Source organism: Paenibacillus sp. CF095 (genome assembly GCF_900101225.1).
Lineage (GTDB): Bacteria > Bacillota > Bacilli > Paenibacillales > Paenibacillaceae > Paenibacillus.
Genome location: NZ_FMZN01000001.1, coordinates 1,764,522 through 1,790,981, shown reverse-complemented (window position 1 = coordinate 1,790,981; position 26,460 = coordinate 1,764,522). Strand labels below are relative to the sequence as shown.

The 26,460-nt window shown below is 45.6% G+C and carries 18 protein-coding genes; 11 read left to right on the top strand and 7 right to left on the bottom strand.

Annotation, left to right across the window (positions count from 1 at the left end; genetic code table 11):
• The first annotated feature begins 54 nt into the window (after positions 1–54).
• The 4 genes from BLS69_RS07840 (at position 55) to BLS69_RS07825 (ending at position 5,239) form a co-directional block, all read left to right on the top strand.
• Complete coding sequence (locus BLS69_RS07840) at positions 55–1,671, top strand: glycoside hydrolase family 43 protein (protein WP_091030082.1); 1,617 nt, start codon at positions 55–57, stop codon at positions 1,669–1,671.
• A 315-nt stretch (positions 1,672–1,986) separates the two neighbouring features.
• The gene (locus tag BLS69_RS07835; RefSeq protein ID WP_091030079.1) at positions 1,987–3,210 is read left to right on the top strand and encodes a sensor histidine kinase; all 1,224 of its coding nucleotides are present in this window, start codon (positions 1,987–1,989) and stop codon (positions 3,208–3,210) included.
• Complete coding sequence (locus BLS69_RS07830) at positions 3,207–3,854, top strand: response regulator (protein WP_091030076.1); 648 nt, start codon at positions 3,207–3,209, stop codon at positions 3,852–3,854. Before BLS69_RS07835 ends, BLS69_RS07830 begins: the two co-directional genes overlap by 4 nt.
• Before the next feature lie 89 nt (positions 3,855–3,943).
• The gene (locus BLS69_RS07825; RefSeq protein ID WP_256332253.1) at positions 3,944–5,239 is read left to right on the top strand and encodes an alpha/beta hydrolase; all 1,296 of its coding nucleotides are present in this window, start codon (positions 3,944–3,946) and stop codon (positions 5,237–5,239) included.
• Between the two features lie 164 nt (positions 5,240–5,403).
• On the opposite strand, the gene BLS69_RS07820 is transcribed toward BLS69_RS07825, so the two are convergent.
• A complete protein-coding gene (locus tag BLS69_RS07820) occupies positions 5,404–5,760 on the bottom strand; it encodes a DUF3221 domain-containing protein (RefSeq protein WP_091030073.1) in 357 nt (118 codons plus the stop codon).
• A gap of 171 nt (positions 5,761–5,931) precedes the next feature.
• On the opposite strand from BLS69_RS07820, the gene BLS69_RS07815 reads away from it, so the two are divergent.
• Both BLS69_RS07815 and BLS69_RS07810 read left to right on the top strand, forming a co-directional pair.
• Complete coding sequence (locus BLS69_RS07815) at positions 5,932–6,234, top strand: immunity 53 family protein (protein ID WP_249910564.1); 303 nt, start codon at positions 5,932–5,934, stop codon at positions 6,232–6,234.
• Between the two features lie 41 nt (positions 6,235–6,275).
• The gene (locus BLS69_RS07810; protein ID WP_091030069.1) at positions 6,276–7,007 is read left to right on the top strand and encodes a hypothetical protein; all 732 of its coding nucleotides are present in this window, start codon (positions 6,276–6,278) and stop codon (positions 7,005–7,007) included.
• A 112-nt stretch (positions 7,008–7,119) separates the two neighbouring features.
• Here BLS69_RS07810 and sdaAA read toward each other — a convergent pair whose 3' ends face one another.
• The 4 genes from sdaAA to BLS69_RS07790 form a co-directional block, all read right to left on the bottom strand.
• A complete protein-coding gene (sdaAA, locus tag BLS69_RS07805) occupies positions 7,120–7,995 on the bottom strand; it encodes an L-serine ammonia-lyase, iron-sulfur-dependent, subunit alpha (protein WP_091030067.1) in 876 nt (291 codons plus the stop codon).
• A 44-nt stretch (positions 7,996–8,039) separates the two neighbouring features.
• Positions 8,040–8,708 carry an L-serine ammonia-lyase, iron-sulfur-dependent subunit beta gene (gene sdaAB / locus BLS69_RS07800; RefSeq protein WP_091030065.1) on the bottom strand — a complete coding sequence of 223 codons (669 nt, stop codon included), beginning with the start codon at positions 8,706–8,708 and terminating at the stop codon, positions 8,040–8,042.
• Positions 8,709–8,712: 4 nt separating this feature from the next.
• The gene (locus tag BLS69_RS07795) at positions 8,713–10,155 is read right to left on the bottom strand and encodes a M20 family metallopeptidase (RefSeq protein WP_091030062.1); all 1,443 of its coding nucleotides are present in this window, start codon (positions 10,153–10,155) and stop codon (positions 8,713–8,715) included.
• Positions 10,156–10,249: 94 nt separating this feature from the next.
• Positions 10,250–11,494, bottom strand: coding sequence for an MFS transporter (locus tag BLS69_RS07790; RefSeq protein ID WP_240768021.1), 1,245 nt, complete (start codon positions 11,492–11,494; stop codon positions 10,250–10,252).
• 146 nt (positions 11,495–11,640) lie between these two features.
• Between BLS69_RS07790 and BLS69_RS07785 the strand changes: the two genes are divergently transcribed.
• Complete coding sequence (locus BLS69_RS07785; protein WP_091030060.1) at positions 11,641–13,710, top strand: helix-turn-helix domain-containing protein; 2,070 nt, start codon at positions 11,641–11,643, stop codon at positions 13,708–13,710.
• Positions 13,711–13,733: 23 nt separating this feature from the next.
• Here the strand turns inward: BLS69_RS07785 and BLS69_RS07780 are convergent, their stop codons facing one another.
• A complete protein-coding gene (locus BLS69_RS07780; RefSeq protein WP_076253168.1) occupies positions 13,734–14,348 on the bottom strand; it encodes a TetR/AcrR family transcriptional regulator in 615 nt (204 codons plus the stop codon).
• A gap of 176 nt (positions 14,349–14,524) precedes the next feature.
• Here BLS69_RS07780 and BLS69_RS07775 point away from each other — a divergent pair, with 176 nt between their 5' ends.
• Positions 14,525–15,262: an SDR family NAD(P)-dependent oxidoreductase gene (locus BLS69_RS07775; protein ID WP_074095227.1), complete on the top strand. Its 738-nt coding sequence runs from the start codon at positions 14,525–14,527 to the stop codon at positions 15,260–15,262.
• Positions 15,263–15,387: 125 nt separating this feature from the next.
• Here the strand turns inward: BLS69_RS07775 and BLS69_RS07770 are convergent, their stop codons facing one another.
• Positions 15,388–16,260: a helix-turn-helix transcriptional regulator gene (locus tag BLS69_RS07770; RefSeq protein WP_091030058.1), complete on the bottom strand. Its 873-nt coding sequence runs from the start codon at positions 16,258–16,260 to the stop codon at positions 15,388–15,390.
• A 208-nt stretch (positions 16,261–16,468) separates the two neighbouring features.
• On the opposite strand from BLS69_RS07770, the gene BLS69_RS07765 reads away from it, so the two are divergent.
• The 3 genes from BLS69_RS07765 (at position 16,469) to BLS69_RS07750 (ending at position 26,317) form a co-directional block, all read left to right on the top strand.
• Positions 16,469–22,855, top strand: coding sequence for a rhamnogalacturonan lyase family protein (locus BLS69_RS07765; protein ID WP_091030057.1), 6,387 nt, complete (start codon positions 16,469–16,471; stop codon positions 22,853–22,855).
• Between the two features lie 346 nt (positions 22,856–23,201).
• Positions 23,202–24,914, top strand: coding sequence for a sensor histidine kinase (locus BLS69_RS07755; RefSeq protein WP_091030055.1), 1,713 nt, complete (start codon positions 23,202–23,204; stop codon positions 24,912–24,914).
• On the top strand, positions 24,911–26,317 hold the full coding sequence (locus BLS69_RS07750) for a response regulator transcription factor (RefSeq protein WP_091030054.1): 1,407 nt from the start codon (positions 24,911–24,913) through the stop codon (positions 26,315–26,317). The genes BLS69_RS07755 and BLS69_RS07750 overlap by 4 nt, the downstream gene beginning before the upstream one ends.
• Positions 26,318–26,460 lie beyond the last annotated feature (143 nt).

Below are 26,460 nucleotides of genomic sequence, written 5' to 3'. Positions count from 1 at the left end.
TTTTGTGTATCTGTTGTTGTACAGATCATTACTTTCATACCGGAGGTTTCTTCCATGAATAAGATCAAGAAAATGATCACCAATCCCATCCTTCCCGGTTTCCATCCCGATCCGTCCATATGCCGAGCAGGAGAGGATTATTATATCGCTACTTCCACCTTTGAATGGTTCCCTGGTGTACGGATTCACCATTCCCGGGATCTGGTTCATTGGCGGCCAATTGCTTCTCCGCTGACTCGTGTAACGCAGTTGAACATGGAGGGCAACATTAATTCCGGAGGCGTATGGGCACCCTGTCTTAGTTACGACAACGGTGTGTTTTACCTGATCTACACCGATGTCAAAAGCCGGGTAGGCGCTTTTAAAGATACCCACAATTACCTTGTGACAGCAACGGATATCGAGGGCCCTTGGTCCGAGCCGGTGTATCTGAACAGCAGTGGTTTTGATCCTTCCCTGTTTCATGATGAAGACGGGCGCAAGTGGCTGGTCAATATGATATGGGATCACCGTAAGGACAAAAATCGGTTTGCAGGCATCGTTCTTCAGGAATATTCCGTCCAGGAACATAAGCTGATCGGACCGGCCGTTAACATTTTTAAGGGAACAGAATTAGGGTTGACCGAAGCACCCCACCTTTATAAACACAAGGGTTATTATTATCTGATTACTGCTGAAGGAGGAACCGGTTATGAGCATGCGGTTACAGCAGCACGTTCTCGTACGTTACAAGGCCCTTACGAGGTCGATCCTGCCAATCCGATCCTCACTTCATACGGCAGACCAGATTTAGCTCTACAAAAAGCGGGTCACGGCAGTCTCGTCGAAACGCACACCGGCGAGTGGTATATGGCTCATCTGGTCGGACGACCCGTTCATCACAAATATTGCATTCTTGGACGTGAGACCGCACTTCAGCCATGTACATGGAGCGAGGACGGCTGGTTGAGACTTGCGAGCGGTGACCGATATCCGGAGGTTCAGGTGCCTGCACCAATGATCCCGTCCCATCCGTTTGAACCGTTAGCGGAAATGGATCACTTTGATCACTTCGAGCTACGGCAGGATTGGAATACACTTCGCATTCCACCCGACTCGACTTGGCTCAGCTTGACGGAACGTTCAGGTTACTTGCGTTTGCGCGGAATGGAATCAATGAGTTCAACACACAGACAAAGCATGATCGCACGTAGACTCCAAGCCTTGGAATGTGAAGTCGAGACTTCTCTGGAATTTGCGCCGGACCATCCACAGCAAATGGCAGGATTGATTTTGTACTACGATACCCAGGACTATCTCTACTTACGTGTAACTTATCATGAAGAGAAGGGACCTTGCTTGGGGATTATTCAGTCCAAATACGGGGTATACGACGAACTGCTTCAGGATATTCCGCTAGAGTCGGTGAGCACGCTCCGTTTAAAGGCTGTGGTGAATCAAGATCGCGCCCGCTTTTACTATGTGATAAATAGTGATTCATCCTGGAATACAGCAGGCGAGTGGGTTGATATCACACATCTGTCCGATGAATCTCCGGAGTATATCCGGTTTACGGGAACCTATATCGGTCTTTGTGTACAGGATCTTGGCGGAACCCGCAAACATGCCGATTTTGATTACTTTATGTATAGAGAAAGAAAGCATGCAGCAGGTGTATTGGAAAACATGTGACGGTCTTTGAAAAGGAACATTATTCCATATAAATCAGTTGATATCGTTAGGGACAATAATGGAAACCAGCATGAAATGAACATGGAAAGTAAAGCAGCAAGAATAGAGGAATATATGCTCGCAGAAGTAAAGGAACAGGGCATAGTGCGGAGCAGGAAGGCTGAGTGTGATCATGACGATTCTGCTGGGGCTGGACTTCGAGACACTTCGTACATTAACATAGATGGAGTGAGATAATGATCGGTACAGTAATGTACCGTTTTTTTGTGTTTAGGAAGATTGTTTTGAGATAGTACCTGATAGAGGTGATCAAGCATGAGTAATTATTCGATAAACCAACCGTATACAAGCTCCCGATCTGATATTCAAAATGTTCTGCGTGATTCTCGTTTGCCTGCTTTGATCTGGGGCATTCTGATTTATTTTTCTGCATTGTATTCCCAGCTACCGATGTTGCCCACATGGTTTGAATTTATGATGTTTACAGCTCTCATTCTGGTTCACATTCTGCTGCATTGGTATGCCGGATACGTTGTCGATCGAAGACCCTGGATTTATTTTGTGACACAAGGATGTATTGTCTGGGGGTGTGCGTTATTCATGCCTAATGCTCATTCTCTCATCTTTGTAAGTCTATTGACGGCTTTGGCCGGTCAGAGTATTGGCGTATACGCTCAACGGATGAAGGTGCTTCTGGTATGTACCTTTTACTGTACCTTGTTTTCTGTCTCCCTGGTTTGGCTCGGGACTACCGAGGATTTGCCATCTACAGTACCATCGCTCTTCTTTATCATGTTTTTCGTAATCGGCTATGCTGCTTTGTTCTATAAACAAGTTCGTGCCAAATTACGGACCCAGTCGTTTTTACGTGAGTTGGAACGAGCGCACAGGAAAGTTGAGGAGCTAACGATTGCCAATGAACGTCAAAGGATGGCCCGTGATTTACATGATACCTTGGCACAAGGGCTGGCAGGTCTCATCATGCAGCTTGATGCCGTAGATGCGCATTTAGAAAATGATAATAACCACCGTGCCCACGAGATTGTTCAGTTGTCAAAAGCCCAAGCCAAGCGCACGCTTTCAGAAGCAAGAAGCGCAATTGACGACTTGCGTTCGTACTCTGCAGAGGTCATAAATATTTCTAAAGCGGTGAAAGAAGAGGCTGAACATTTCTCACATATGACAGGGATTCGTATTGTCACTCGGTTATCGATGCCCCATCTGGTGGTGCCGAAGTTGATCTTCGAACATAGCTTACATATCATCCGAGAATGCTTGGCCAATACAGCTAAATATGCTAATGCTACGAATGTAGAAGTCGTGGTTGCTGCGCAGGAAAACGAAATCGAGCTAAGCATAACGGATGACGGAATAGGGTTCGATACCAACCTTATCGAGAAACAATCCGGTAGTTATGGTCTAATTGGCTTATATGAACGAACCCGAATTATGGGCGGGGAGATCGAAATTGAAAGCGGAAAGCAAGGAACCCAAGTTTCTGTTCGCATCCCATTACAACAGGAGGACACCAACGTATGACAATCAAGATTCTTATCGTGGACGACCATTTCGTCGTTCGGGAGGGACTTAAGCTGATCCTGGAAACCAATCACAGGTACGAGGTAGTTGCAGAAGCATCTAACGGTATGGAAGCGATTCGACGGGTAGATACTTACAAGCCGGACATTATTCTATTGGATCTAAACATGCCTGAAATGGGTGGCCTTGATACCATGACAGCGCTCAGAGCTAAAGGAATGGATATACCGATCATTATTTTGACTACATATAACGAGGATGAAATGATGATCCGCGGGCTGGCTTTAGGTGCTAAAGGGTATTTGCTAAAGGACACGGGAAGAGAGATGATATTTCGTTCGATTGATGCAGCGATGCGGGGAGAAACGTTGCTACTTCCGGAGATCAGCGAGAAAGTATTTGCTCACAAGACATCAGAAAAGGCGAAAGAATCATCCTCGACGAGGATATCTCTCACAGACAAAGAGCTAATCGTGCTTCAAGCAATTGCCCGTGGCTCTCGAAGTAAAGAAATCGGCTTTGATATGGGCATATCGGAACGGACTGTAAAGACTCATTTAACGAGTATCTACAATAAATTGGGTGTGGATTCGAGACCGCAGGCCGTCGCCGTCGCGGTGGAGCGTGGAATATTGCATTTATAATAGAATTTTTATAGAGTTGCCCGATCGTACATGTGGGGATTGCCCTTTTGTACGATTTTTTATTTTTTTCCTCCGTTTATGATAGTTGCATGAATACAAATTGGAGGAAAAATGATGAAAAAAGACTGACAACGATTCTGGCAACTGTTATCTCACTGACCATGCTATCCGCCTGCAGCAGCACTAGTAGCGGGACTTCCACACAGGAGGAAATTCCGAAACCTGAAAATAGCGTTGCTTCCGCACAGAATGAGTTTCCGAAACCGATGGGAAGTTATACGGTCGGGCGTACACAGATGGACTTCAAGTACACAGCATCAGACCATTCAGAAAGAGAACTGACGGCATTATTTTTCTATCCGTCCGACAGTAATGAGGGCAAGCCGACGGCAGAATATGCATTTCCGGAGTTTCATTCACTGAGGGATAAGCTTTTGGTTAGATTAGGGGGCACAGCGGGTGGTGAGCAGCTTTTTGATTCCAATTTCAAGACGTGGTCTTACGACGATCTGGCCTTGTCTGAAAAGGAAAAACAATATCCGGTTTTATTCTTTGTTCATGGCGCAGGCGCTTACCCACAGCAAGGTACTTTGTTCGCTCAAGACCTGGCAAGCGCTGGCTATATTGTGGTATCCATTGGCCATGCCGAAAGTGGTGTGTACAAACTTAAAGATGGACGAACGGTTGGGTTGTCAGAGAAATTTATGGACGAAGTAACGAAATACGGAATGGAAGCGGCCACCCTAACACCACCTGAAATTGTGACTGAGAAGCTTGAGGAAGAAGAAGCTATTGAGATTGCTCGCAAATTAACTTCCGCGCCTGAAGCAGTCAAGTTTGCAAAATATGCCGTTTTACAGAGCGAGGATATTCTATATGTTGCAGATAACTTGTACAAAATGAATACAGGTGACATGGAATCCATATTTAAAGGCAGATTACAGCTTGATCTCGGTATGGGTGTGTTCGGACATTCTTTTGGAGGAACGACAGCGGCAATTGTTAGCCGTGACGATGACCGATTTGTCGGCGCTGTAAACCTTGACGGTAATATGTTAGGTGCCTTGGATAGCGATTTTAAGAAACCTTTCATGCAGCTTAGCACCGTGCTAGCCTATAATACAAATGCATTTCTTCTTGAATCCAACAGTAAGGACACCTACTTTGCCATTATTGATAATGTAGTCCATGGTGACTTCTCCGATTCCTTGTTTACAACTACGGATAAAAAATCCAGAGGAACCCGAGACGCGATGGAACAGCGCAACATCATCACTTCTTATACAAAGGCGTTCTTTGATAAATATATGTTGAAAAAGGATACGGATATTGACAGCCTTACCTTTGACGGCGTAGAGATGATTAAGAAACCTCAAAAGCCTTAGTATTGATTTGCCTGGAGTTTTCAGAAGGGGTAACGAGAGAAGAGGGCGGACGGATTTAACCGCATGAGATTTAACTCCGAACTCTTGAAACCAAAATGGTAAAAAGACCATACGTTCGTGGAAACGTTAAGGTCTTTTTATCGTTTTGAACAATCGAAGAATTCTTAGCCTATTTGTTCAATACTCACAACCGTTCTAATGGGTGGCGAGGGTTCTAGTTGGTCAAAGCCAGCAGTGATTCTTACTCTTTGCCCTACTTCAAATGTTTCATATGTTTCTCTATCGACCAAATAATACGAAGCTTCCTGGTCTTGTGCTAGTTCTATAAAATCCTCAAGATTTCCATTCTCCAGGTCTTCCTTACTTATATTTTGTAGTACAAGAAATTTGTACTTGTCATTTTCATCTGTTTTAAATACTACAGTGCCCTCGAAAACTGGATAATTCTCTTTCTCATCCTTGTTAGAACAGCCCGCAAGTATAATCATACTAATGAAGATAAATAATATTATTTTTTTCATAATAACCTCCTTGATTTGAAATAAAGTTATCCCCTTGCTTTTAAGTATACCCTACGTAAAAAAGTAAATTATTACTAAAAAGTAATTGATACGAAAAAAGTATGACATATGGCATGAGGATTCCTTTAAATTATAAGTTCCTAGAGTAGAAAAAACTAAAAAGAGGTCACAATGATGGATACCCTAAAATGGATTCAAAGCTGGTATTATGAAAACTGTGACGGTGATTGGGAACATTCATACGGTGTGCGAATTGATACTGTAGATAATCCTGGTTGGTCTGTCGAAATCGATTTGACGGATACATATTTAGAAGATCTGCCATTTGATTCAATTGAAGAAGAGAGAAATGAACAAGATTGGTTCTACTGTATCGTGAGAGATGGGGTGTTTCACAGTGCAGGGGGAGCAAAAAATTTAGAAGAGATGCTTCATTGCTTTAAAGATTGGGCTTCAAGTTTGGATAGAAGTTAATAGTGCACTAACCATCGGGAGTAATCTAAGGAGAGAACCATATGTATCTAAAAGAATTTAATTTGGATTTACCGTATGTTTTAGATGATGAAAATATTGAATCCATAATGAAAAAGCAAAAATGCGAGCGGAACGAAGCAATAAAATTAGATTATGCGTTGAATTGGAAATGGAAAAGACGCTCTTTTAGTTTGGAAACTCGCTGTATTACAGCGATGTATGAACGTCTATTTGGGAAATACAAAACGAAAGAGTGTTGGAAAGTCCTAATAGAATGTGTAGAAAACATTACGGATGAACGGATTGTTAACGTTTCTGGTGTGTGTTCGGTACCAATCCAATTTAGTTTGAATGACTTTAATGAAAAAAATGAGTTGGAGAAAAAAAAGACTACACTTCGACTGCTAATGGAAGGTATAGAGAAACTTGCTCTACGTAATAATTGGGAGGTTGATCCATTTAGGGAGATAGCTTTGCAAATAGAGGCGTTAGATTATGTAAATGAATGGACTTGGAAAAAAGACTTGAAGAGCCCTAATAAGAAGCACAATGCTAGAGTCATTTGCCACCATAATGTAGATAGCATGGACATATTCCTATCTATTTTACAACGAGATGGTACGCAAGTACTTTTAGAGAAGGTCATATCAGAACAACCAGATGAATTTGCCTATGATAGACATCTAGGTGAACTTACATGGGTATCTGATTTTGAAGTTGCTTTAATTAATAAAACAGGCACTGAAAAATTTTCTGCAACCCTAGAACATTAATTATTTTGCCTCTAGAAAACATTGTCCAGCTGGTGTCATGGTCTCTTTTATTATTAGGCATGCATTTACCTTGAGGTTTTTATTCCTCTCGTATAAATGACATGCCTGTTTTTTATTTGTACTGTAAATCCCTTGTAATTTTACGTCCCGTTGGTGTCTGGGCGAGGCCGCCGCCGGCTGTTTCGCGAAGAGATTCAGGCATGGCTGATCCAACCTCCAACATGACCTGCACTACCTCATCCGAAGGGATGATGCTGCGTACGCCAGCAAGAGCCATATCGGCGGCTCCCAGAGCAGTAATTGCACCAAAGCCATTGCGTACGATGCATGGTATCTCGACCAATCCGGCTACCGGATCACAGATCAGGCCCAGGGTGTTTTTCAGAGCAAGTCCAACGGCATGAATCGCCTGAGAAGGGGACCCGCCCCGGATATCCACCAACGCTCCGGCTGCCATCCCGATGGCAGAACCCACTTCGGCTTGACAACCTCCTTCCGCACCAGAGATGAACGAATTGTTGGCGATGACGTAACCAATGGCTCCAGACGCGAACAGGCCGTAAACCATTTGTTCATCGGACCACCCAAACCGTTCCTGGCTGCTAATAAATACACCGGGAATGATGCCGCAGGAACCCGCCGTCGGTGTAGCAATAATTCGACCCATCGAGGCGTTGACCTCAGAAACTGCAAGGGCGTAACTCATCGACAGACTGGCATGGTCGCCAAGTAAGGATTGTCCATCTGCGCGGTAACCCATCATTTTGCGGGCATCTCCGCCAGTCAAGCCGCTTTTGGAAGTAGTATCGGTATGCAGACCTTGATGCACCGCACTTTTCATAATTTCATAGTATTCTTGCATTTGTTTGAAGACAGCATCCTTGTCTTCGCCCGATTCATGACATTGCTCTTCCAGCATGAGCTGGCCGAGGGTGAGATTACGGGTCTCCGCCAGTTCAGCAAGTTGTTTTAACGTTTGAAAATTCATTGGCGAAACTCCTTTTTTAAGAAAGCTGAAGTCAGATATTTAAGCTATAGACAGAGTAGAGTGACATCATGGACTTCCGGGAGCACCTCAATCTGGTGGACCACGACAGGATCCATCTTGCCATCACATTCTAGTACCATCATAGCTTCACCGCGCCGATTCTTTCGATCCACGGACATGTGTCCAATATTAATGTGATTATCCACGAGCAACCGAGTGACGATGGCAATGACGCCCGGTTCATCGCTGTGACGGATGATGAGTGTAGGATAGAGCGACGTCAATTTCAGGTTATAGCCGTTGATCCGGACGATTTCGATATTTCCTCCGCCGATCGATGTGCCTACCATATTCAATGTACGATTTCCCGCAGCGTTGGTTAATGCAATCTCGGCCGTGTTCGGATGAGGGTACAGCCCCGTCCCCGGACGGATGATGGTTTCCATACCAGCAGTGTCTGCATGGGCAAATGCATCAGGCAGTCCGGGGTCATCCGTGTCCATGTCCAGCAGACCACCCACGATGGCGGTGTCGGTTCCATGTCCTTTGTACGTTGCGGCAAAAGAACCAAACATGAGGATCTCAGCATGTGAGGGACACTCCCCGAACAGATGTCTAGCTGTACGTCCAATCCGTGCTGCTCCAGCGGTATGGGAGCTTGAAGGTCCAACCATGGCTGGACCAATAATAGAAAATACGTCTTTGAACCTCACGGTCTTATTCTCCCCGTTTCGGAGGTTGCACATCTGCCGGAACGAGACAGTCGTAGGATTCCCCACCGAGTCTGTCCAGTAATTCCTGCTGCGCTTCCTTGACGATCTCTGGATGTAAAATGGATTCAATGGCCGTAGCCGCCATCGCTTTAGCTGCGAGCAACATGCCTTTGTGAGCAAAGCTGCTCTTGCCCTGAGCAACGGTTTGCCATGCGTGAAGCGGCGTGCCAAAGGCCATCGTGGTCGTGATACATTGTGCTGTCGGCACATTCCAGCTAACATCTGCTACATCGGTTGAACCACCCATGAACGTTTCCCGCTCATCCGAATACGGAGCAATAAAATTTGGTAGGGGGCGTTCAGCCAAAAGCGGCGCAAGCTCAGGGCCAACTAACGCGCCAGCTTCCTGTTGGTTCTGTAGGGGCAGCGTCTCATAGATCGCTTTGGCATAATTGTATTCATCCTCTTCATACTCAGGTGCGCCGAAGGCAACGAGATGTTGATGCATTATTTTTTCAAGCGTACTGTTCGGAATCAGGTTGGCGCAGGCGCCTTCATATTTGAAGTTCATCGTTGTTTCGGTCATCAGAGCAGCCCCTTCGGCCACTTTCACCAGACGTTCAAACAGACTACGTACCTGTGCGCTCTTGGGAGCTCGAACGAGATAAGTGACCTCGGCTTCCGCTTGCACTACATTGGGAGCCAAGCCGCCTGAGTTCGTGATCGCATAATGAATTCTGGCCTGATCAATCATATGTTCACGCATATAGTTCGAACCGATATTCATCAGCTCAACCGCATCGAGAGCACTACGTCCCAGGTGAGGAGCGGCAGCGGCATGAGCACTAATGCCTTTAAAGGTAAATGTGCCGTGAATGACAGCATTGGAGCTTCCATGCATAACGGCATTCAAGGAATGAGGATGCCAGGAGAGAGCGGCATCTACATCTTTAAAATAACCTTCGCGAGCCAGATAGGTTTTACCATATCCACTTTCCTCGGCAGGACATCCGTAAAAGCGCACCGTTCCTGGGTTTTCCGGATGTTCCTGAAGATAGTCTTTGACCGCAACTGCAGCAGCCAATGCACCAATGCCGAGCAGATTATGCCCGCATCCATGACCGTTTCCACGCGGCTGAACAGGTTGATATGTGCTGATTCCGGCTTCCTGGCTGAGATCAGCCAGGGCATCGTATTCGCCCAATAGAGCAATAACGGGCAACCCCGAGCCATAGGAAGCGATAAACCCGGTTTCCAATCCTGCCACTCCTTTCTTAATCGTGAAGCCTTCGGATTCCAGCATCCCCATAAGCAGCTCTGCTGATTGAAATTCATCGAAACGTGTCTCTGCAAAGCCCCAGACTCGGTCACTGGCATTGGTGAACATATCGCGTTTTCCTTCAATGGCTTCCGAGATAAATTGAGTCAAATCTACAGTTGTAGTCATAATTCATAGCACCTCTTATTCATTAAAATGGTTGTATTGTCGTATAGAACATGAACTAAATGTCGAAGTAACATGTGGCGGCGAACTCTTGTGTTTATACAGCTTTTGCTTGCATCTCAGTTGTGTTATCCTGATCCGAATTCGAACGACGAGAGAACATCAAGGTAATGGAGCAGATCAGAGCGAAAGCAATCAGCATCATAAAGGCGGTGGCATAAGATCCCCCGGAAGCTTCAACCAGGAATCCGATCAGCATCGGAGTCAGAAAACCTGCAAGCTGAGCTCCTGTGTTAATGAATCCATTGGCTGTTGCGACGACAGATTCGGGCATCGTTTTAAGGGACTTCGAAATGATCAGTGTTGAGATAAATCCGGCCATTGCCGTAACGATTGTCATGTACGTAATGAATGTGGTGATGCTGCCCGCGGAGCCCATCAGATACAGGAACAAGGCCACAAGTACACCGAACACTGAAGCGATAATTCGATCTTTACCTGCCGGGATACGGTCAAGCACATATCCGCTGAGAATCATGGTGAAAATGCTGACCAAAGCCGGAATGGCGGCGAGCAATCCCATTTGAGTCATATCCAATCCCCGGACATTGACCATGTACGTCGGCATCCAGGATTGAAGCCCCCAGTTCACTGCATAAATGCTGAAGTAGCTGATGAACAAATTCCAGATCATGGGCGTCTTCAGGACGGTTTTCAGTGATGTTTTGGGTTGTTGGCCCGAGCCGGAGGTCGCAAGTGCAGGCTTGGCGGGTTCTTTTAATAAAAAGAACATCAAGGCTGTGATGAGGATCCCTACCGCACCAATGATATAGAACAGGTTGCGCCAGCCAATGGTCACAAGGGCGTGTCCGGTAAGAATCGGAGTAATTACCCCCATAATGGCTGCGGATGACAGCATAATGGACATGGCTCCACTGCGCTGATTAATGGGAAAGTTTGTGGCAATCGCTTTGGAACCGGAAGGGAAGAAGCTGCCTTCTCCGATCCCAAACAGGAAACGAACAAAGATGAGAGAGAACAGCGACCAGGCTGAACCCGTCAGAATAGTGAACACAGACCAGGAGAATAAGGAAACGAGAATAACTTTCCGATAACCGAAACGGTCGGCGAGTGCTCCGCCTGGAATTTGCATAATGGCATATCCGAGAAAAAAGCTGCTGAGGATAATTCCTTGTGCGGAAGCACCTAGGCCCAGATCCTGAGTAATGCCTACAATGGCATAGTTGATGACGAAACGATCCAGGTTGCCAAGACACCAGCCGAGAAACAAGAGAGTGAGAACAATGTACTTGAAGTGTTTACTGTGCATGATTTTAGACATCGCGTTACCTTCTTTCTCATCGAATGTTAACTAAATTTCTGTGTTGCTTTAAAGTTACATGATGTAGGGGTTCCAAGACAATGTATATCTCTGTATAATTATCTGAATCATGATGTGAAAACCTACATTGACAGGAGGCGGCTGCGTTGAATGGAATCTTACATAAAATCCTGCAAGAACGCTTGGGGAACTGTGGTTATGAGGTGTGGATCAGCAGTAACTGGGCGGATTGGGTACTGATCGAAGCGATAGGCAGAAGAGAAAGTACACCGCCTTGTTTTGCGGAACAGCTTCCACTGCAACATCCCAAAGTAGAACGGGAATCAGAAGAAAAGATGTTAGTTTTTCTTCCATACAATAACAATATATGTGTGGCTATCCGGGTATTTAAGAATTGGGAGTTTTCTGCGGAAGATTTAGTTACACTGTCGTCTTTGCTTTACCCATACTATACGGAAGCTGTGGCAAGCAAGAATGAACGAGCCTTGAATGAAATCATGAACAGCATTAGGGTTGTGACTCAACTTCTGGATCTGAACGAGTTGCTTGGACGGATTTTGGTAAGTGCACTATCGGTTATCCCTTATGAGTGCATAGGTGTGTTGTGGAGGTATGACCCTGCAATCGACGCGTTAACGGTCAAGGCAAGAGCAGGGGAGATGGGTGAAGGCATGCTGAGGATGAAACTGAAACCAGGTGAAGGGATCATTGGGAACACCTTTAAGCGAGGTACACCAAAGCTCTACAACGGTTTATCTACAGTAGAAGACGACTTTGGCAATATGACATCGGACAACAAATATCATCTGAATTCAGCGTACAATTTTCAAAATATAGGTTCAATTATTTCGGTGCCTATCAAGGTAGAAGGTCAATCGGATTGTGTGTTAATCGTTTATCAAAAAGGAAGGGTCCCGCTATTCACGGAGTCGGATGTGCGACTGCTGCAAAGCTTTGCAGATCAGGTTTCGATTGCGATCACAAATGCCAAACTGTACGAGAATCTGAGCAAACAGAACGAGACACTCATGAAACGGGATGAGATTCACTCCTCGCTTATGCGGCTTTCGCTGCAAAATAAGGGCGTGGTATCTATTGTTAACGAACTGACACGTGTTATTGGCGTACCGATGACCTTTGTGGATTTTATCGACAACGAATGGATTCCGAAACGCAGCAAAATCATGAATGGCTGGAATACAGAAAGTCTTCGCAGCTTATACGAATCCTTGCATCATCCAGATTATCTGACGTGTATCGAGGGAGAAGCCGACCGATCGTATCAATATCTGTATCCAATCGCTTCAGCCAATCAGTGCCTTGGTTATCTCATTATCCAGATGAACACAAAGCTTGAACCATTGCAGTTGATTGCGCTGGAGCAGGGAAGCTCCATTTTGGCCCTGGAATTGATGCGCAAACAGTCCCTGGCCGAATTTTATTTTAAAAAAACACAGCAATTTTTCAACGATTTGAGGCTCAGTCAGGATTCTGAGGATTATTGGCAGAAGTCCGGGGAGATCGGAATCGTTCCTTCAACCTCCATCGTGGTGGGACTGCTGGAGTTTGCGGAGTGGGTCAACCCTTCTACGCTTAGCGCGTTGTCTGTTCAATTGGTAGCTTATCTAAGAGACAAAATGCCAGCAGGAGCGCTGCCCATTGCGTTTGGCAATGAAAGACGAATTACAATACTGCTTATGCTAAACGAGTCGCACAAGCCAGGCAAACTGGAACAACAGTTCAGCGCATTACTGCCGGAGTGGGAACATCGTAATCATGTGAAATTGTTGGGAGGATTAAGTTCAGTGCGATCTGGGGTCGATGCCATTAATACGGGATACCAGGAAGCGGACAAGGCGCTTGCATACCAGAAGACAAGAGGAGAACAGGGGACGATCCGATATACGGATATTGGTGTTAACCGGTTGTTTATCCGACAACCGGCTGAGGATTTAAATGCATTTATGGCAGAGATATTTGAGCCGCTTCGGCCTGGCAAAGGGCAGACCAGCGGACTAGAGGAAACTCTCATGACGTATATGGCGTGCGGAAGTTCTGCGGTCCAAGCTGCGGCAGCACTTCATATTCATATCAATACTTTGTATCAGCGTATTCATAAAATCGAAGAGATTCTGGGCATGTCCCTGAGTAATCAGGAGCATCTGCTCCATCTGCAACTGGCCTGTTATCTAAAGCAGACATATCGTTCATCGTGATGTTCAAATCAACTTACTTGAGATCAAGATTCAAACGTGTTACCGACATAATGAAAAGAGTGAATATGCGTTTTGGTGAGTTCAATCACGTTTTTGATAAATGCCTCGCGTGATTCACGATATCCGCTTAATATCCAATTGTTCAACAGTCCAAAAAAACCGTAGGCGGTATAGTATTTGAAATAGTCCATGTTAACTGGCGAGTTGTTGATCGTCTCAAAGACAAATTGCTCCTGATAGATTTTGAGTATGGTTTGTGGAAAGCCTGTATGTAAACCAGGTAACGTATCATCGTATTGAATCAGTTCGAAGAAGTCACGGTGTTCGTAGATATAATCCACAATTTGAAAAGATTCGGCATCCAGCTTGTTTGTTGAAACCTTTTGACCGTGCCAATAGGGTTTACCTACTGCGCCCCTCAATCCTTCGAGTGTCATACTCAACAACTCTTCGGCGAGAATATACTTATCCTGGTAGTGTAAATAAAACGTGCTGCGATTATAACCGGCCTGATCAACGATGTCTTTGACAGAAACACCATGGAATCCTTTTTTCTTAATGAGCTGAATCAGAGCAGTTTTCAGGTGCTCCTTGGTTCGATTACGATGTTGAGATGTCACAATAAGTTCATTATTCATTCAAAAAAACTCCTATAAATATAGACATAGTTTTATAAAGTGTCTACGAGGTAGACACTTGGTCACATCTTAATGATTGGATTGTTACAATTTTAAGCATAGAATTAGTTTTGTAAACATCATATAGCACTATTTATATAGGCGCTATTCAAAATATTATACTGGGGGATTTATTCATGGGCAAACTTCAAGATAAAGTTGCAGTCATCACAGGAGGAGCATCCGGGATTGGTGCAGCGACAGCTCGCTTATTCGTTTCCGAGGGAGCTAAAGTGGTCTTGGTGGATCTGAATGAGGAAAAAGGCAAGGCGTTTGAGCAGGAACTGAAAGCGCTTAAAGCAGAAGCTCTCTTTATTAAAGCAAACATAACAAGTGAAGAAGAGGTTTCTGAGATTTTCAAACAAACCGTAGAAACATTTGGTCAAGTGGATATCGTATTTAACAATGCGGGAATCGGACGTGTTCATCCGACGCATGAGCTTGATTATGCCGAATGGCGCAATACAGTCAATGTTGATCTGGACGGCGTTTTCTTGGTCGCACGAGAATCGATTCGCGAAATGCTCAAAATTGGCGGAGGTACAATCGTCAACACGGCTTCCATGTACGGATGGGTTGGTTCGCCTGGTTCAGCAGCCTACAATGCAGCTAAAGGCGGCGTTGTGAATCTGACTCGTTCCCTCGCGCTGGAGTATGCTGAGCAGAATATTCGGGTGAACTCCCTTTGCCCAGGCTTCATCGATACACCAATTATCCCGGAAGAGAGCAAACAAGCACTTTCAGCGGCAACACCAATGAAACGTCTGGGTCAAGCAGAAGAGATGGCGAAAGCCGTTCTGTTCCTAGCTAGTGACGATTCTTCATATATGACAGGAAATAGCCTGATCATAGACGGAGGATACACCGCTCAATAATTGCAGCAATTATCGAAGCACACAAAGAACATAGTTCCATTAAAAGTCGCTATTCTAGCGGCTTTTTTTGTATTGGTATAAGAGCTGTTCCCAAGCCAAGGACAACTAGCCAACAGCGAGTTTAGCTACTCATAATAGATGGCCTCATAAGGAAACTCTAACTTATTCAAGCGATATTCTTTGGGAGACATGGACATATATTGACGAAAAACTTTGCCGAAGTAGCTGGGACTCTCAAAGCCGCAATGTTGGCCAATTTGAGAAATCGGAAGTTCCGTTGTGCGGAGTAGCCGGATTGCAACCTCAATGCGTCTGTCTTTGAGATAGGCTAGGGGTGATGTTTTTTCGGATTTCTGAAATAACCTGCACAAGTAGTGTTTATTGATATCACAATGACTGGCCAGCAGATCCAGTGTCAAAGGGGAGGCATAATTCTCTCGAATGAACTTTTTACATTTCTCAATCGTTGTTATGGATAGGGCACCGATATCCTTCTCCGCATCCCGACTCGTCTGTACCAAGATAAGCAACCACCGATAGACTTGCATGGACAAGCGATACTTGTCCGTAACTTTCTCTTGATGAATCAAATGGATAATTTGCCATAACTCTTGAATCAAGGGAGAGTCCGCGTTTCGTCGAATGACATGTCCCTCATTATCATGGATCATATCCCAAATTCGGTTGGCTTCATCCCCGCGAATATTGATCCATATAAATTCCCACGGTTCGTTGTTCTCTTGTTTATAGTAATAGCAATGTTCTCCGGAGATTTTAACAAGTAGGGCATGCCCCTTTGGTAAAGGAATCGTTTGATTTTCAATATCCAGATAACCCTGACCATTAAGTGTGTATTGAAAAACAACGTGCCCCGGGTCCGGTCTATCATCACTTGGACAACGATATTCCTCGCTTGAAACGATCTGCCATCCAATAGAGTCAAGTGTCATGATTGATGTATCGTCATTACGAAAAGCATAAGAAACCGTATGAACCATCGTTTCATCTCCTTCCTAAAAAAGTCAATTATTTTATATAATACGTCACATTTTTTAGATTGTCTGTCTTTTTTTAGACCTGTAAGATGAATGTAAGCGGTAACATAAAGAGGAGGTGGCTGTAAATTGTGTTCATTTGACAACAAACAGGGCAGGATCGAACTGATGATTCTAAAAATGAATTCTTAGATAAGGAGGAGTTAATCGAATGATCCGAAGAACTGTTTCCATCCAGAAATCGATGTTTGTATGTTTTTTAGCACTCCTTATGGTTATTTCACTGGCTGTTCCTCCGGCACCGATGCGTGCAGATTCATCATCAAACGGCCTGCCGGGTCGCCAAGCAGAATACTTGAACCGGGGTTTGGTTGCGGTTCTTGTAGACAACGGCGTTTTTTTAAGCTGGAGGTATTTAAACAACGACCCAGATGATATCGCTTTCAATATATATAAAAATGGAACCAAAGTGAACGCATCACCCATAAGCGATGTGACGAACTATGTGGACACGACTGGTTTCGACAGCTCGCAATATCAGATCTCCACCGTTATTGCAGGCAAAGAGCAAATGCAACCGGAGGTTGTATCGGTCTGGCATAACGATTATTTGCCTATTCCGCTCGATAAACCAGCCGACGGACGGACTAAGGACGGTGGAACCTACTCCTATTATGCAGGTGACGCTTCCGTAGCTGATTTGGACGGGGATGGCGAATATGAAATCGTCTTCCTGTGGAGTCCGAGCAACTCCAAGGACAATTCGCAGGCCGGTTATACGGGAAATGTCTATATCGACGCCATCAAACTGGATGGCACAAAGCTGTGGAGGATTGACCTGGGAGTCAACATCCGCGCCGGAGCGCATTATACGCAGTTAATGGTGTATGACCTCGATGGCAACGGAAAGGCCGAGGTTGTTGTCAAGACGGCGGACGGCACAAAGGATGGCCAAGGCACGGTCATTGGTGACGGTACGAAAGATTATCGCAACGACGGCGGATACATACTGTCAGGACCGGAATATCTCACACTGTTTAACGGTGAGACTGGCGCGGCTGTATCCACCGTGAATTATGATCCGCCAAGAGGAAACGTCAGTGATTGGGGTGACGGCTATGGCAATCGTGTAGACCGTTTCCTTGGCGCCATCGCTTATCTGGACGGCACGAAGCCAAGTGTCGTGATGAGCCGGGGTTATTATACCCGCACAGTGCTTGTTGCTTATGATTATGTTGGCGGGGAACTCGTTAAGCGCTGGACGTTCGACACAAACGAAGCAGGATCACAATATCAATCACAGGGCAACCATAATCTAAGTGTGCTGGATGTCGACAAGGACGGCAAGGACGAAATTATGTTTGGCGCCTTGGCCATTGACGATGACGGCAGCTTGCTGTACAGCACCGGACTCGGACACGGTGATGCTATGCATGCCGGCCAGCTCAATCCGAACCGGGAGGGCTATCAGGTCGTAAGTGTGCATGAGCATTCGGATGCGGCATACGGACTGGAGATGCGCGATGCGGCAACAGGTGAAATCCTTTGGGGTGAGAAAACAGGTTTTGACACCGGTCGCGGGATGTCGGCGGACATTGATCCGAACTATCCGGGTTACGAATCATGGGCCACGACCGTTACCAACGGGCAAAGTGTCCCAGTAACCAATACTTATTCAGCTGCCGGAGAGGCTATCTACACTGTGGACGAAGGGCCCAAAACCGCCAATTTCGCCATCTGGTGGGATGGAGATCTTCAGCGGGAGCTATTGGACCATGAGTGGGATAATAGCACAGCCAAAGGAATTCCGCTCATCTATAAGTGGGATTACCAAAACAAAAAACTGAATGAAATCTTCCGGGCAACCGGTACGTTAACGAACAACCATACCAAAGGCAATCCGGCACTTCAGGCGGACATTCTGGGCGACTGGCGTGAGGAGCTTCTGCTGCGGAGCGAAGATAGTTCGGAGTATCGTCTCTACACAACGACCATTCCTTCAGACTATCGCATCCCTACGCTGATGCAGGACCCTGTGTATCGACTTGGCGTAGCCTGGCAAAATGTAGCCTACAACCAGCCGCCTCATACCGGCTTTTATCTTGGAGCGGAAGCTACAGCATTCCCTAAAGCCGATCTGGCGCTGACTCGCGAAGCTGAAATGCCGGAGCCGGTCTACCGCTTTAATTTCGGTACAGAGACTGCGTCAGGAAGTACGAACATACAGGATACGCTCTACGCACAAGATCCGGGATACGGCTTCAAGGATACAAGTGGTGTTACGGTAGGGGCAAACCAGGTTTCGGTCGCGGCAGGCACGACATTTGCCGTTGATCTGCCCAATACAAACTATAAGGTGACGCTGCGATTGGGCAATGATGCAAATGACTCGAACGTTGGAGTCAAATCCGAATTCGTCCAGAAGCTCGCCGTAACCAATGTGACAGCAGGAGCACCACTGGAGTATTCCTATGATATTGCTGTGGTGGATGGACAGCTCGATCTTATATTCACGGGTACAGCCATAGACATCCAAGACGTCATCATCGAGAAATATCCAGAGAAAGCGGCTGGTGCGGCAACAACGATCTATATGGCTGGTGATTCAACCATGCAATCTTATAGTGAAGCGCAGGCTCCTCAAGAAGGATGGGGCCAGCAGTTCGGACGTTATTTCTCCAATGGGGCAGTCGTCGTGAACGATGCGATCGGTGGCCGAAGCAGTAAATCCTTTATGGTAGACGGTCGTTTGGATACAATCCTGCAACGAATTAAGCCGGGGGACTTCTTTTTCATTTCCTTTGGTCATAACGACGCTAGTGCAGGGATACCGGACCGGTATGCATCCCCTGAGGATTATAAGATCTACTTAACTCGTTATGTAAACGGTGCCAAACAGCGCGGCGCTACACCCGTATTGCTCACTCCGGTTGGACGCAGAGATTTCAACACGGTGACTCAGGAGTTCAACGTCAGCTTCCCAGCATACGTGCAGGCTGCCAAAGAAGTGGCAGAAGAGCTTGACGTGCCGCTGATTGATCTGAGCAAGTTAAGTATTGCGTACTACGACAAAATTGGTAATACAGCTACGGAAAAAGTATTCCTATACGCTAATCCGGGTGAATATCCGAAATACCCGAATGGAATCAACGATAATACCCATTTCAGCAGCTATGGTGCACAGAAAATTGCCGGACTCGTTGCTGGTGCAGTCAAAGACATGGAGCTGAGTATCTCATCACTGGTCATTGACCCAGATATTACCGAGCCAGAACCAGAGCCAGAAACCCAGCTCTATGAGGAGGATTTTGAAGGCGACGCTGCCAACTACCAGTATGCGATGGTCAATGCTACGGGTATCGCAGGAACCATGGCGGGAACGGTAGTTGAACAGTCCGGAAATAAGGTACTGTCCGTCACAGGGTCCGGATCGGGCAATCGAGCCAAGGTGTTCCGTCTGTTTGATGCAGTAAACGGCGATCAGGTGAATGTGAACTTTGACTGGCAATCCGGTAATGTAAGTGCCTATCCGTCAGAAGGTCATCTCACGGTCCAGGATTCGAACGAAAATGCCCTTTTCACGCTGTTTACCAAAACCGGAAGCACCAAAATTCATTATTATGTCGGTGCATATAATCCGGACTACGGCGCGGGTGATACAGCCATACCTGAAGGGGGAACGGCTACAGATATTTCCAAGAACCAGTGGGTCAATGTGGATGCTACCGTTAATTTTGCCGAGAAAACACTTGATCTGACATTAACGAACCTAGCGAATCCGACACTTACACAAACGATTCAAGATATCCCACTGAGTTCCGCCGCATATGCGGACAACGTCAGATCCATGCGGTTCCTGGGCACGAGAAAAGGTGGTGGAGGCACGTTGAACTGGACTACCCAGATCGACAACGTGCGAATTGAAGGCACTCAGCTCTCTTCAGAGGGTGGCGATCAGACTGCATTGATCGCTCTGTATGATGAGATCAAAGCACTAGATCTGTCAGATTATACAGATGCGTCGAAGGCCGTGGTGAACCGGGCTTTGGTAGCTGCGGAAGCCATTTTCAATACGGAAGCTACCCAAGCTCAAGTTGACCATACGTTTAACATGTTAACTGTTGCGAAGGATTCTTTGACAAGTGAAGCGAGCGAAGAGATAAACGAATACAAATTTGACTTTGGTTCTGGTGGCGCAGCCGACGGATACATCAAAGTAGATGCCAAAAGAGCATACATCGAAGGCAACGGGTACGGCTTTGCTGATACTGCACTGACCAAAGATGAGAACCGGGAAACCGGAGATTTGCTTAAGGAAGATTTCACACGAGTAAATGGTACCTCTTTCCTGGTGGAAATGGAGCCGGCGAATTACCGGGTAACGATGACCATCGGGGATGCGGAGGAATCAACCAGCGCAAATGTCGTTGTAGAGCAGATGACAAAGCTGCCGCTGACAAGCATTGCCAAGGGCGAATTCAAAGAAATCACGTATGACATTGCCCTGATCGATGGGGTGTTTAACTTCAACTTTACCGGAAATGCACCGAAGATCAATGCGATGAAGCTGGAGCGCCTGCCAGATCACAGTGCAAGCGATAAACCGGTTATTTATCTGGCCAGCGATTCGACTGTGGCCAATTACGCGGAGAACTATCGTCCGCAAGCAGGCTGGGGAGAAACATTGGGTGGATATTTTGATCCAAATGAAGTCAGTATTGATAACCGGGCAGTTGGAGGTTTGAGCAGCAAAACCTTCCTGGTAGGTGGATATCTCAACGATATTTTACTCGACATTCAAGAAGGCGATTATCTGTTCATGCAGTGGTCTCATAATGATTCCACACCTTCACGCCCAGAGCGTTATCTTACACCAGAGCAGTTTAAGGTATATCTAAAAGAATACATTAACGGTGCTCTTCAGAGAGGGGCAATTCCGGTTCTGGTCACGCCAGTGAATCGTCGTGATTTTACCGGCGAGGTGCTGAACAAGAGCTTCCCGGAATACGTACAGGCGATGAAAGAAACGGCGCAGGAAACGGAAACGCTTATCATCGATCTGAACCAAGCTAGTTGGGAGCATTTCCAGGAGCTTGGCACAGAAGGAACCAAATCGATATTCATGTGGGTAGGTACAGCGGAAGACAATACACATTTGCAGATGAATGGCGCAATCAAGGTGTCTGAACTCGTGGCACGTCTTGTGAAGGAATTGAATATACCTTTATCTGATTTTGTTACGTTGGAAGGAGAAACTCCGGAGCAGGAAGCCCCGCATACTAAGGCAACTGTGGAAGGAGAATTGCAGAACGGCTGGTATACTTCTCCGGCACAAGTAACCTTCACAGCAAGCGATGAAGATTCCGAAATCGAAGGGACTTATTATCAAATCAATGGTGGCGAAACGGTGAGTGGCACACAGTTGACCCTAACTGAAGAAGGTACACATACTATCACCTACTGGAGCGTCGATGTTGACGGTAACAAAGAGAGCGAACAATCTTTGTCCATATCCATTGATCTCGTACCTCCAACCATTGAAATTCATGGTCAAACCGAATACACCATTGATCAGCACGTGGAAATTGGCTATACAGCTTCCGATACGGTATCCGGTGTGGCAGAACCGGAAGGTGTGCTCCTGGACACTCCGGCGTATGCACTGGAACCCGGCCTGAACCAGGTTACGGCAACGGTCTCCGATTTGGCAGGCTGGGAACAGACGGTAGAATATAATTTTGGCGTTATTGCCACATTCGACAGCCTGATCAATCTGACCAACGCCTTTGCTGATGAATCGACCGATCCTAATGCCGGCGCTCTTACTGATCAGCTTACAAACACGTTAAAGCAGGCCAAACAGGCAGCAAACGATCGTGAAGGAGCAAAAGCGCGTCAATTGCTTGCATCCTACGGTAATGACATTCAAGCAGCTAGAGGAACCGTATTTACGGATGAGCAGGTAAGTGTTCTGATTAAGTGGGAGGAATGGCTCCATAAGACAACGCCACTAGCAAACGGTGCCCCTGGCACTCCGGTGTTATCTGATAATAATGGTTACGACACAGGGCTCAAGGACGGAGACTATACAATCACGATGAATCTGTGGTGGGGGAATAACGGCAATCAGTTCAAGCTGTATGAGAATGGTGAATTGATTAAGGAAATTTCTCTGGTCGATCAATCCCCGTCCGCCCAATCTGTTCAAGTTGATATTACTGGAAAGAAAAATGGCACCTATATCTATACTGGAGAATTGATCAATGCACTGGGTTCAACCATGAGTGTTCCGCTGACAGTCATCGTCATGGATGCTTCCCCGGGGCAAGCTGTTCTGTCGAACGACAACTGGGACGGTGACGGCAACTATAATATCACCATGAATCTGTGGTGGGGAACAAACGCAACCGAATACGAACTTTACGAAAATGGTGTATTGATTGACACACAATCACTGCAATCTCATTCGCCTGGTGCACAGTCTGCGGTTACCGCAATCTCTGGAAGGGTACCTGGAATCTACGAGTATGAAGCTGTACTTCGTAATTCTTCAGGGGAAACCAGATCACACAAATTAAATGTGACGGTACGAGAGTAGATTGAAATTTTTGAGCATTCCATTAACAAGAAATGATTACAACTGAAGTAAGGTACGCATATAAAAGTGCTATTCCTCATCATTTTGAGGAGTAGCACTTTTTATATGCGCACAGTATGAAAGCGTTTGACTTATTTGAATATCAATCTATAATGATGAAAGGAAATTGGACTTGGACAGGATACAGACAGCGTGTCCGCTTGAATGAATTAGAAATGCCGACGAGCTTCAAAATGGGCCGAGGCCTATGGAAAAACAATAATCGGCATACCTATATGTTTATTCAGAGCAAGCTTCCATACGCAGGAGGCTTGCTGTTTCATTTTCAGAAGGAGAATAGGTTCCCATGACACTTAAAAAAAGAATCTTTTTACTGTTCTTTCTCAGTGCGTTTATCCCCTTTATCAGTATATTTGCGATTTCTTATTATACGATCGACTCCATTTTCGCAAATAAGATCGATGATGGCATCCGTAGCAATTTACAACAGGTGACATCCTCATTGGAGAACTCGATCACCAATCTGAATCATGTTACGCAACAATTATCTTACAGGGGTACTTTAGGCAAAAGATTAGATGAATTCTTGAATCCGTCCTCCGATATCTTCGAACTGATTGAGGCCAGGGACGAATTAAAGAACGAGTTAAGTGTTGTCACCTTCACCAATCCTAATATCGGATTGACCCTGTATTACTTTCAAAAAGAAGGTACTACTCAGTTCGGCAACTTTCCAATCAAGGATCGTTTCTCTCCTGAGTCTCTGCCTGTGCTCTTCCAAACCTATGGCATTAAGTACTATGGCCCCCATATGAGTATGAACCGATTTGATGATCAACTCGTTCTGTCTGCTATGCGAAAAGTACAACTTTCCGAGAGGAACGACGTGTTCATTTACGTAGAATCAGGCTTTCGCCTTACACAGGATATCTTGGGTTACAATCAATACAACGGCGCATTATCTCATCTCATCCTGGATGGTGAAGGAAACATTGTGTACAGCGAAATACCGGAAGCCATGAAGTTAGGGGAGAATTTCACCAGCTTAACGGCCGATCATGCCAAGGACGGAATATCCCGCGGGTATCACTGGTTCAAGGAGGATTCCTCACAGAAATGGAGTGTCGTATCGGTCATTTCGCAGTCTCAATATCAACAGGAGAAAAACCAGTGGTTGCTTCAAATTTTGCTGGTCGCTTTATTTTTCCTCGGCTTTACCGTGTTTCTCGCTTGGCTCCTGTGGAAGATGGTCTACAAACCACTCGGTTTGTTTCATTCGGAGATCAATGGAATGTCCAAGAATCCACAAACGAAAGGAAGCCGAGCTCGCACTCAGATTCCTGAATTTGATTTTCTGCTCAGTGAATTTTCGAATATGCAGCATCAGATTGGTGACCTCTTCAAGGAAGTTCAGCAGAAAGAGAAGATACGTGCAGACCTGGAAGTAGAAAAGCTGCTTTATCAGATCAATCCGCACTTTCTGATGAATACGCTCGATACGGTGCACTGGCTGGCCGTCATGAACGGACAAGGGGAGATCGACAAGCTGGTGCAGTCATTGAACAAGCTGCTCTATTACAATCTAGGCAAATTAGGGCAAGTATCCACCATGGAAGAAGAGATTGATGCGTTAAGACAGTATCTGATTTTGCAGCAAATTCGATATGACTTTGAATTTGACGTTCGCATTACTGCAGATGAACAAGTGCTTCAAATTCCTGTGCCCCGCTTTATTCTGCAACCGCTGGTTGAAAATTCGTTATATCATGGATTGAGTGACGAAGGTTTTATTCAGATTGAAGTGACATGCACTTCAACGTTGAACATTATGATACAAGATAATGGCGCAGGTATGACTGAGGAAACCATTCATAATCTGCTGAACAATCGTGAAGCTGAACAACAAAAAGTAGGGATGGGCATCGGACTCAATTACGTTCACCGCATGTTGAAAGCACAGTACGGGGACCAAGCACAACTGGTGATCGAGAGTGCATTGGGAACAGGGACAAGCATACTGCTTGTATTGCCTATTAAAGGAGAAGATATCTCGGCATGATTAAGGTATTGATTGTAGATGATGATAAGTTGGTACGCAAAGGCATTAGCTCTGCGATGCCATGGAACGAGTTCAACATGGAGGTTGTAGGAGAGGCCAGCAACGGGGCGAAAGCGCTGGATTTCCTACAAATCCAACCGGTCGATCTGATGCTAACGGATCTTGCGATGCCCGTCATGTCAGGAATTGAACTGATGCGAGCTGCGAGGCAGCTCTATCCCGAACTTCATATCGTTGTGTTAACACTGCATCAGGATTTCGATTATATCCAGGAAGCGCTAAGACTCGGAGCCATCGATTATATAGCCAAAGTGCAGCTGGAGAAAGAGCAATTCGAACATGTTCTGCAACGGATACATACCCGAATTAGCGGGTTGACAAACACGACAAGAAAGATGCCTTCGCAGGATGAAATCAATGTCCATTATCCAAATGTGTATGCACTTGTTTCACAGGATCGTAAATCAGAGCAGAAGTGGCCAATAGAGTTAACTGCGCATGAAGATCTGATAAGGTGGGAGGTTGAGCGTAATAGCTGCATGTGGGCTGCACCCCCTTCCAAAGAGGATCAACTATTTCATCAATTGAAGGAAGGCCTGCATCAAGTTCCCCATAGTACGTTGTTGGTTTTGTCTGATGTACAAGAGCGAACATGGTCGCAAATCAAAAACTGGATTAGGAATTATACAGAGACGACTTTATTCTATGCGTACAATCCCAATAACCAAGTCATTACCATTTCCTTGAATGAGGAAGATACATTTTCAAAAGAACCGCAGGATGAGGACCTTGATCGGATTAAACAAAGTTGGTTCCAAACCCCATGGACCCACCACGATAGTTACTACAACCAACTTGTTGACCAGTTCAAATCATTACGATTACATAAAGGTCAGTTGATGGGATTGCTGTACTCGATCGTAATGGAGTGGAACCGTATTTTTGCCCAAACTACGCTTGGAAGAATCTCGATGATCCATTCTTTCGAGTCTTGGTACGAGGTTGAAGAATGGATCAAACAGACTGCTGCAAGCATTCGAAAGGCTGATGAACAGACTTCATATTCACAGGAAATCATCGATGCCGTGAAAAAAGCAGTGATGATCGTGCAGCATGATTTGGAGCAGGCCTATACAGCTTCAGGTCTCTCCCAACAACTCAACATCAGCCGAAGTTATTTCAGTCAATGTTTCAAAGATCTGATGGGGAAAACCTTTAATGAGTACTCCCGGTTCATACGGGTAGAGAAATCCAAAGAGTACTTGCTCAATACAAACAACACAATTTTCTGGATTGCGGAGCGAGTGGGTTATACGGATGAAAAATATTTCAGCCGGATTTTCCGCGAACTGACAGGTCTTCTGCCAAGCGAATATCGGCAGCTAGGTAGAGGAAATAAATAGCCGACAGCTTCCTGTTTTAGGAGCTGCCGGCTTTTGTTTTTGATCGAGAATAGGGGTAGATAGACGAATGTTGGTCAGTAGGTAGGGTAAATGATCACAAGTTAACCATACTTCATACTACGGACTGAAAATTGTAACCATTT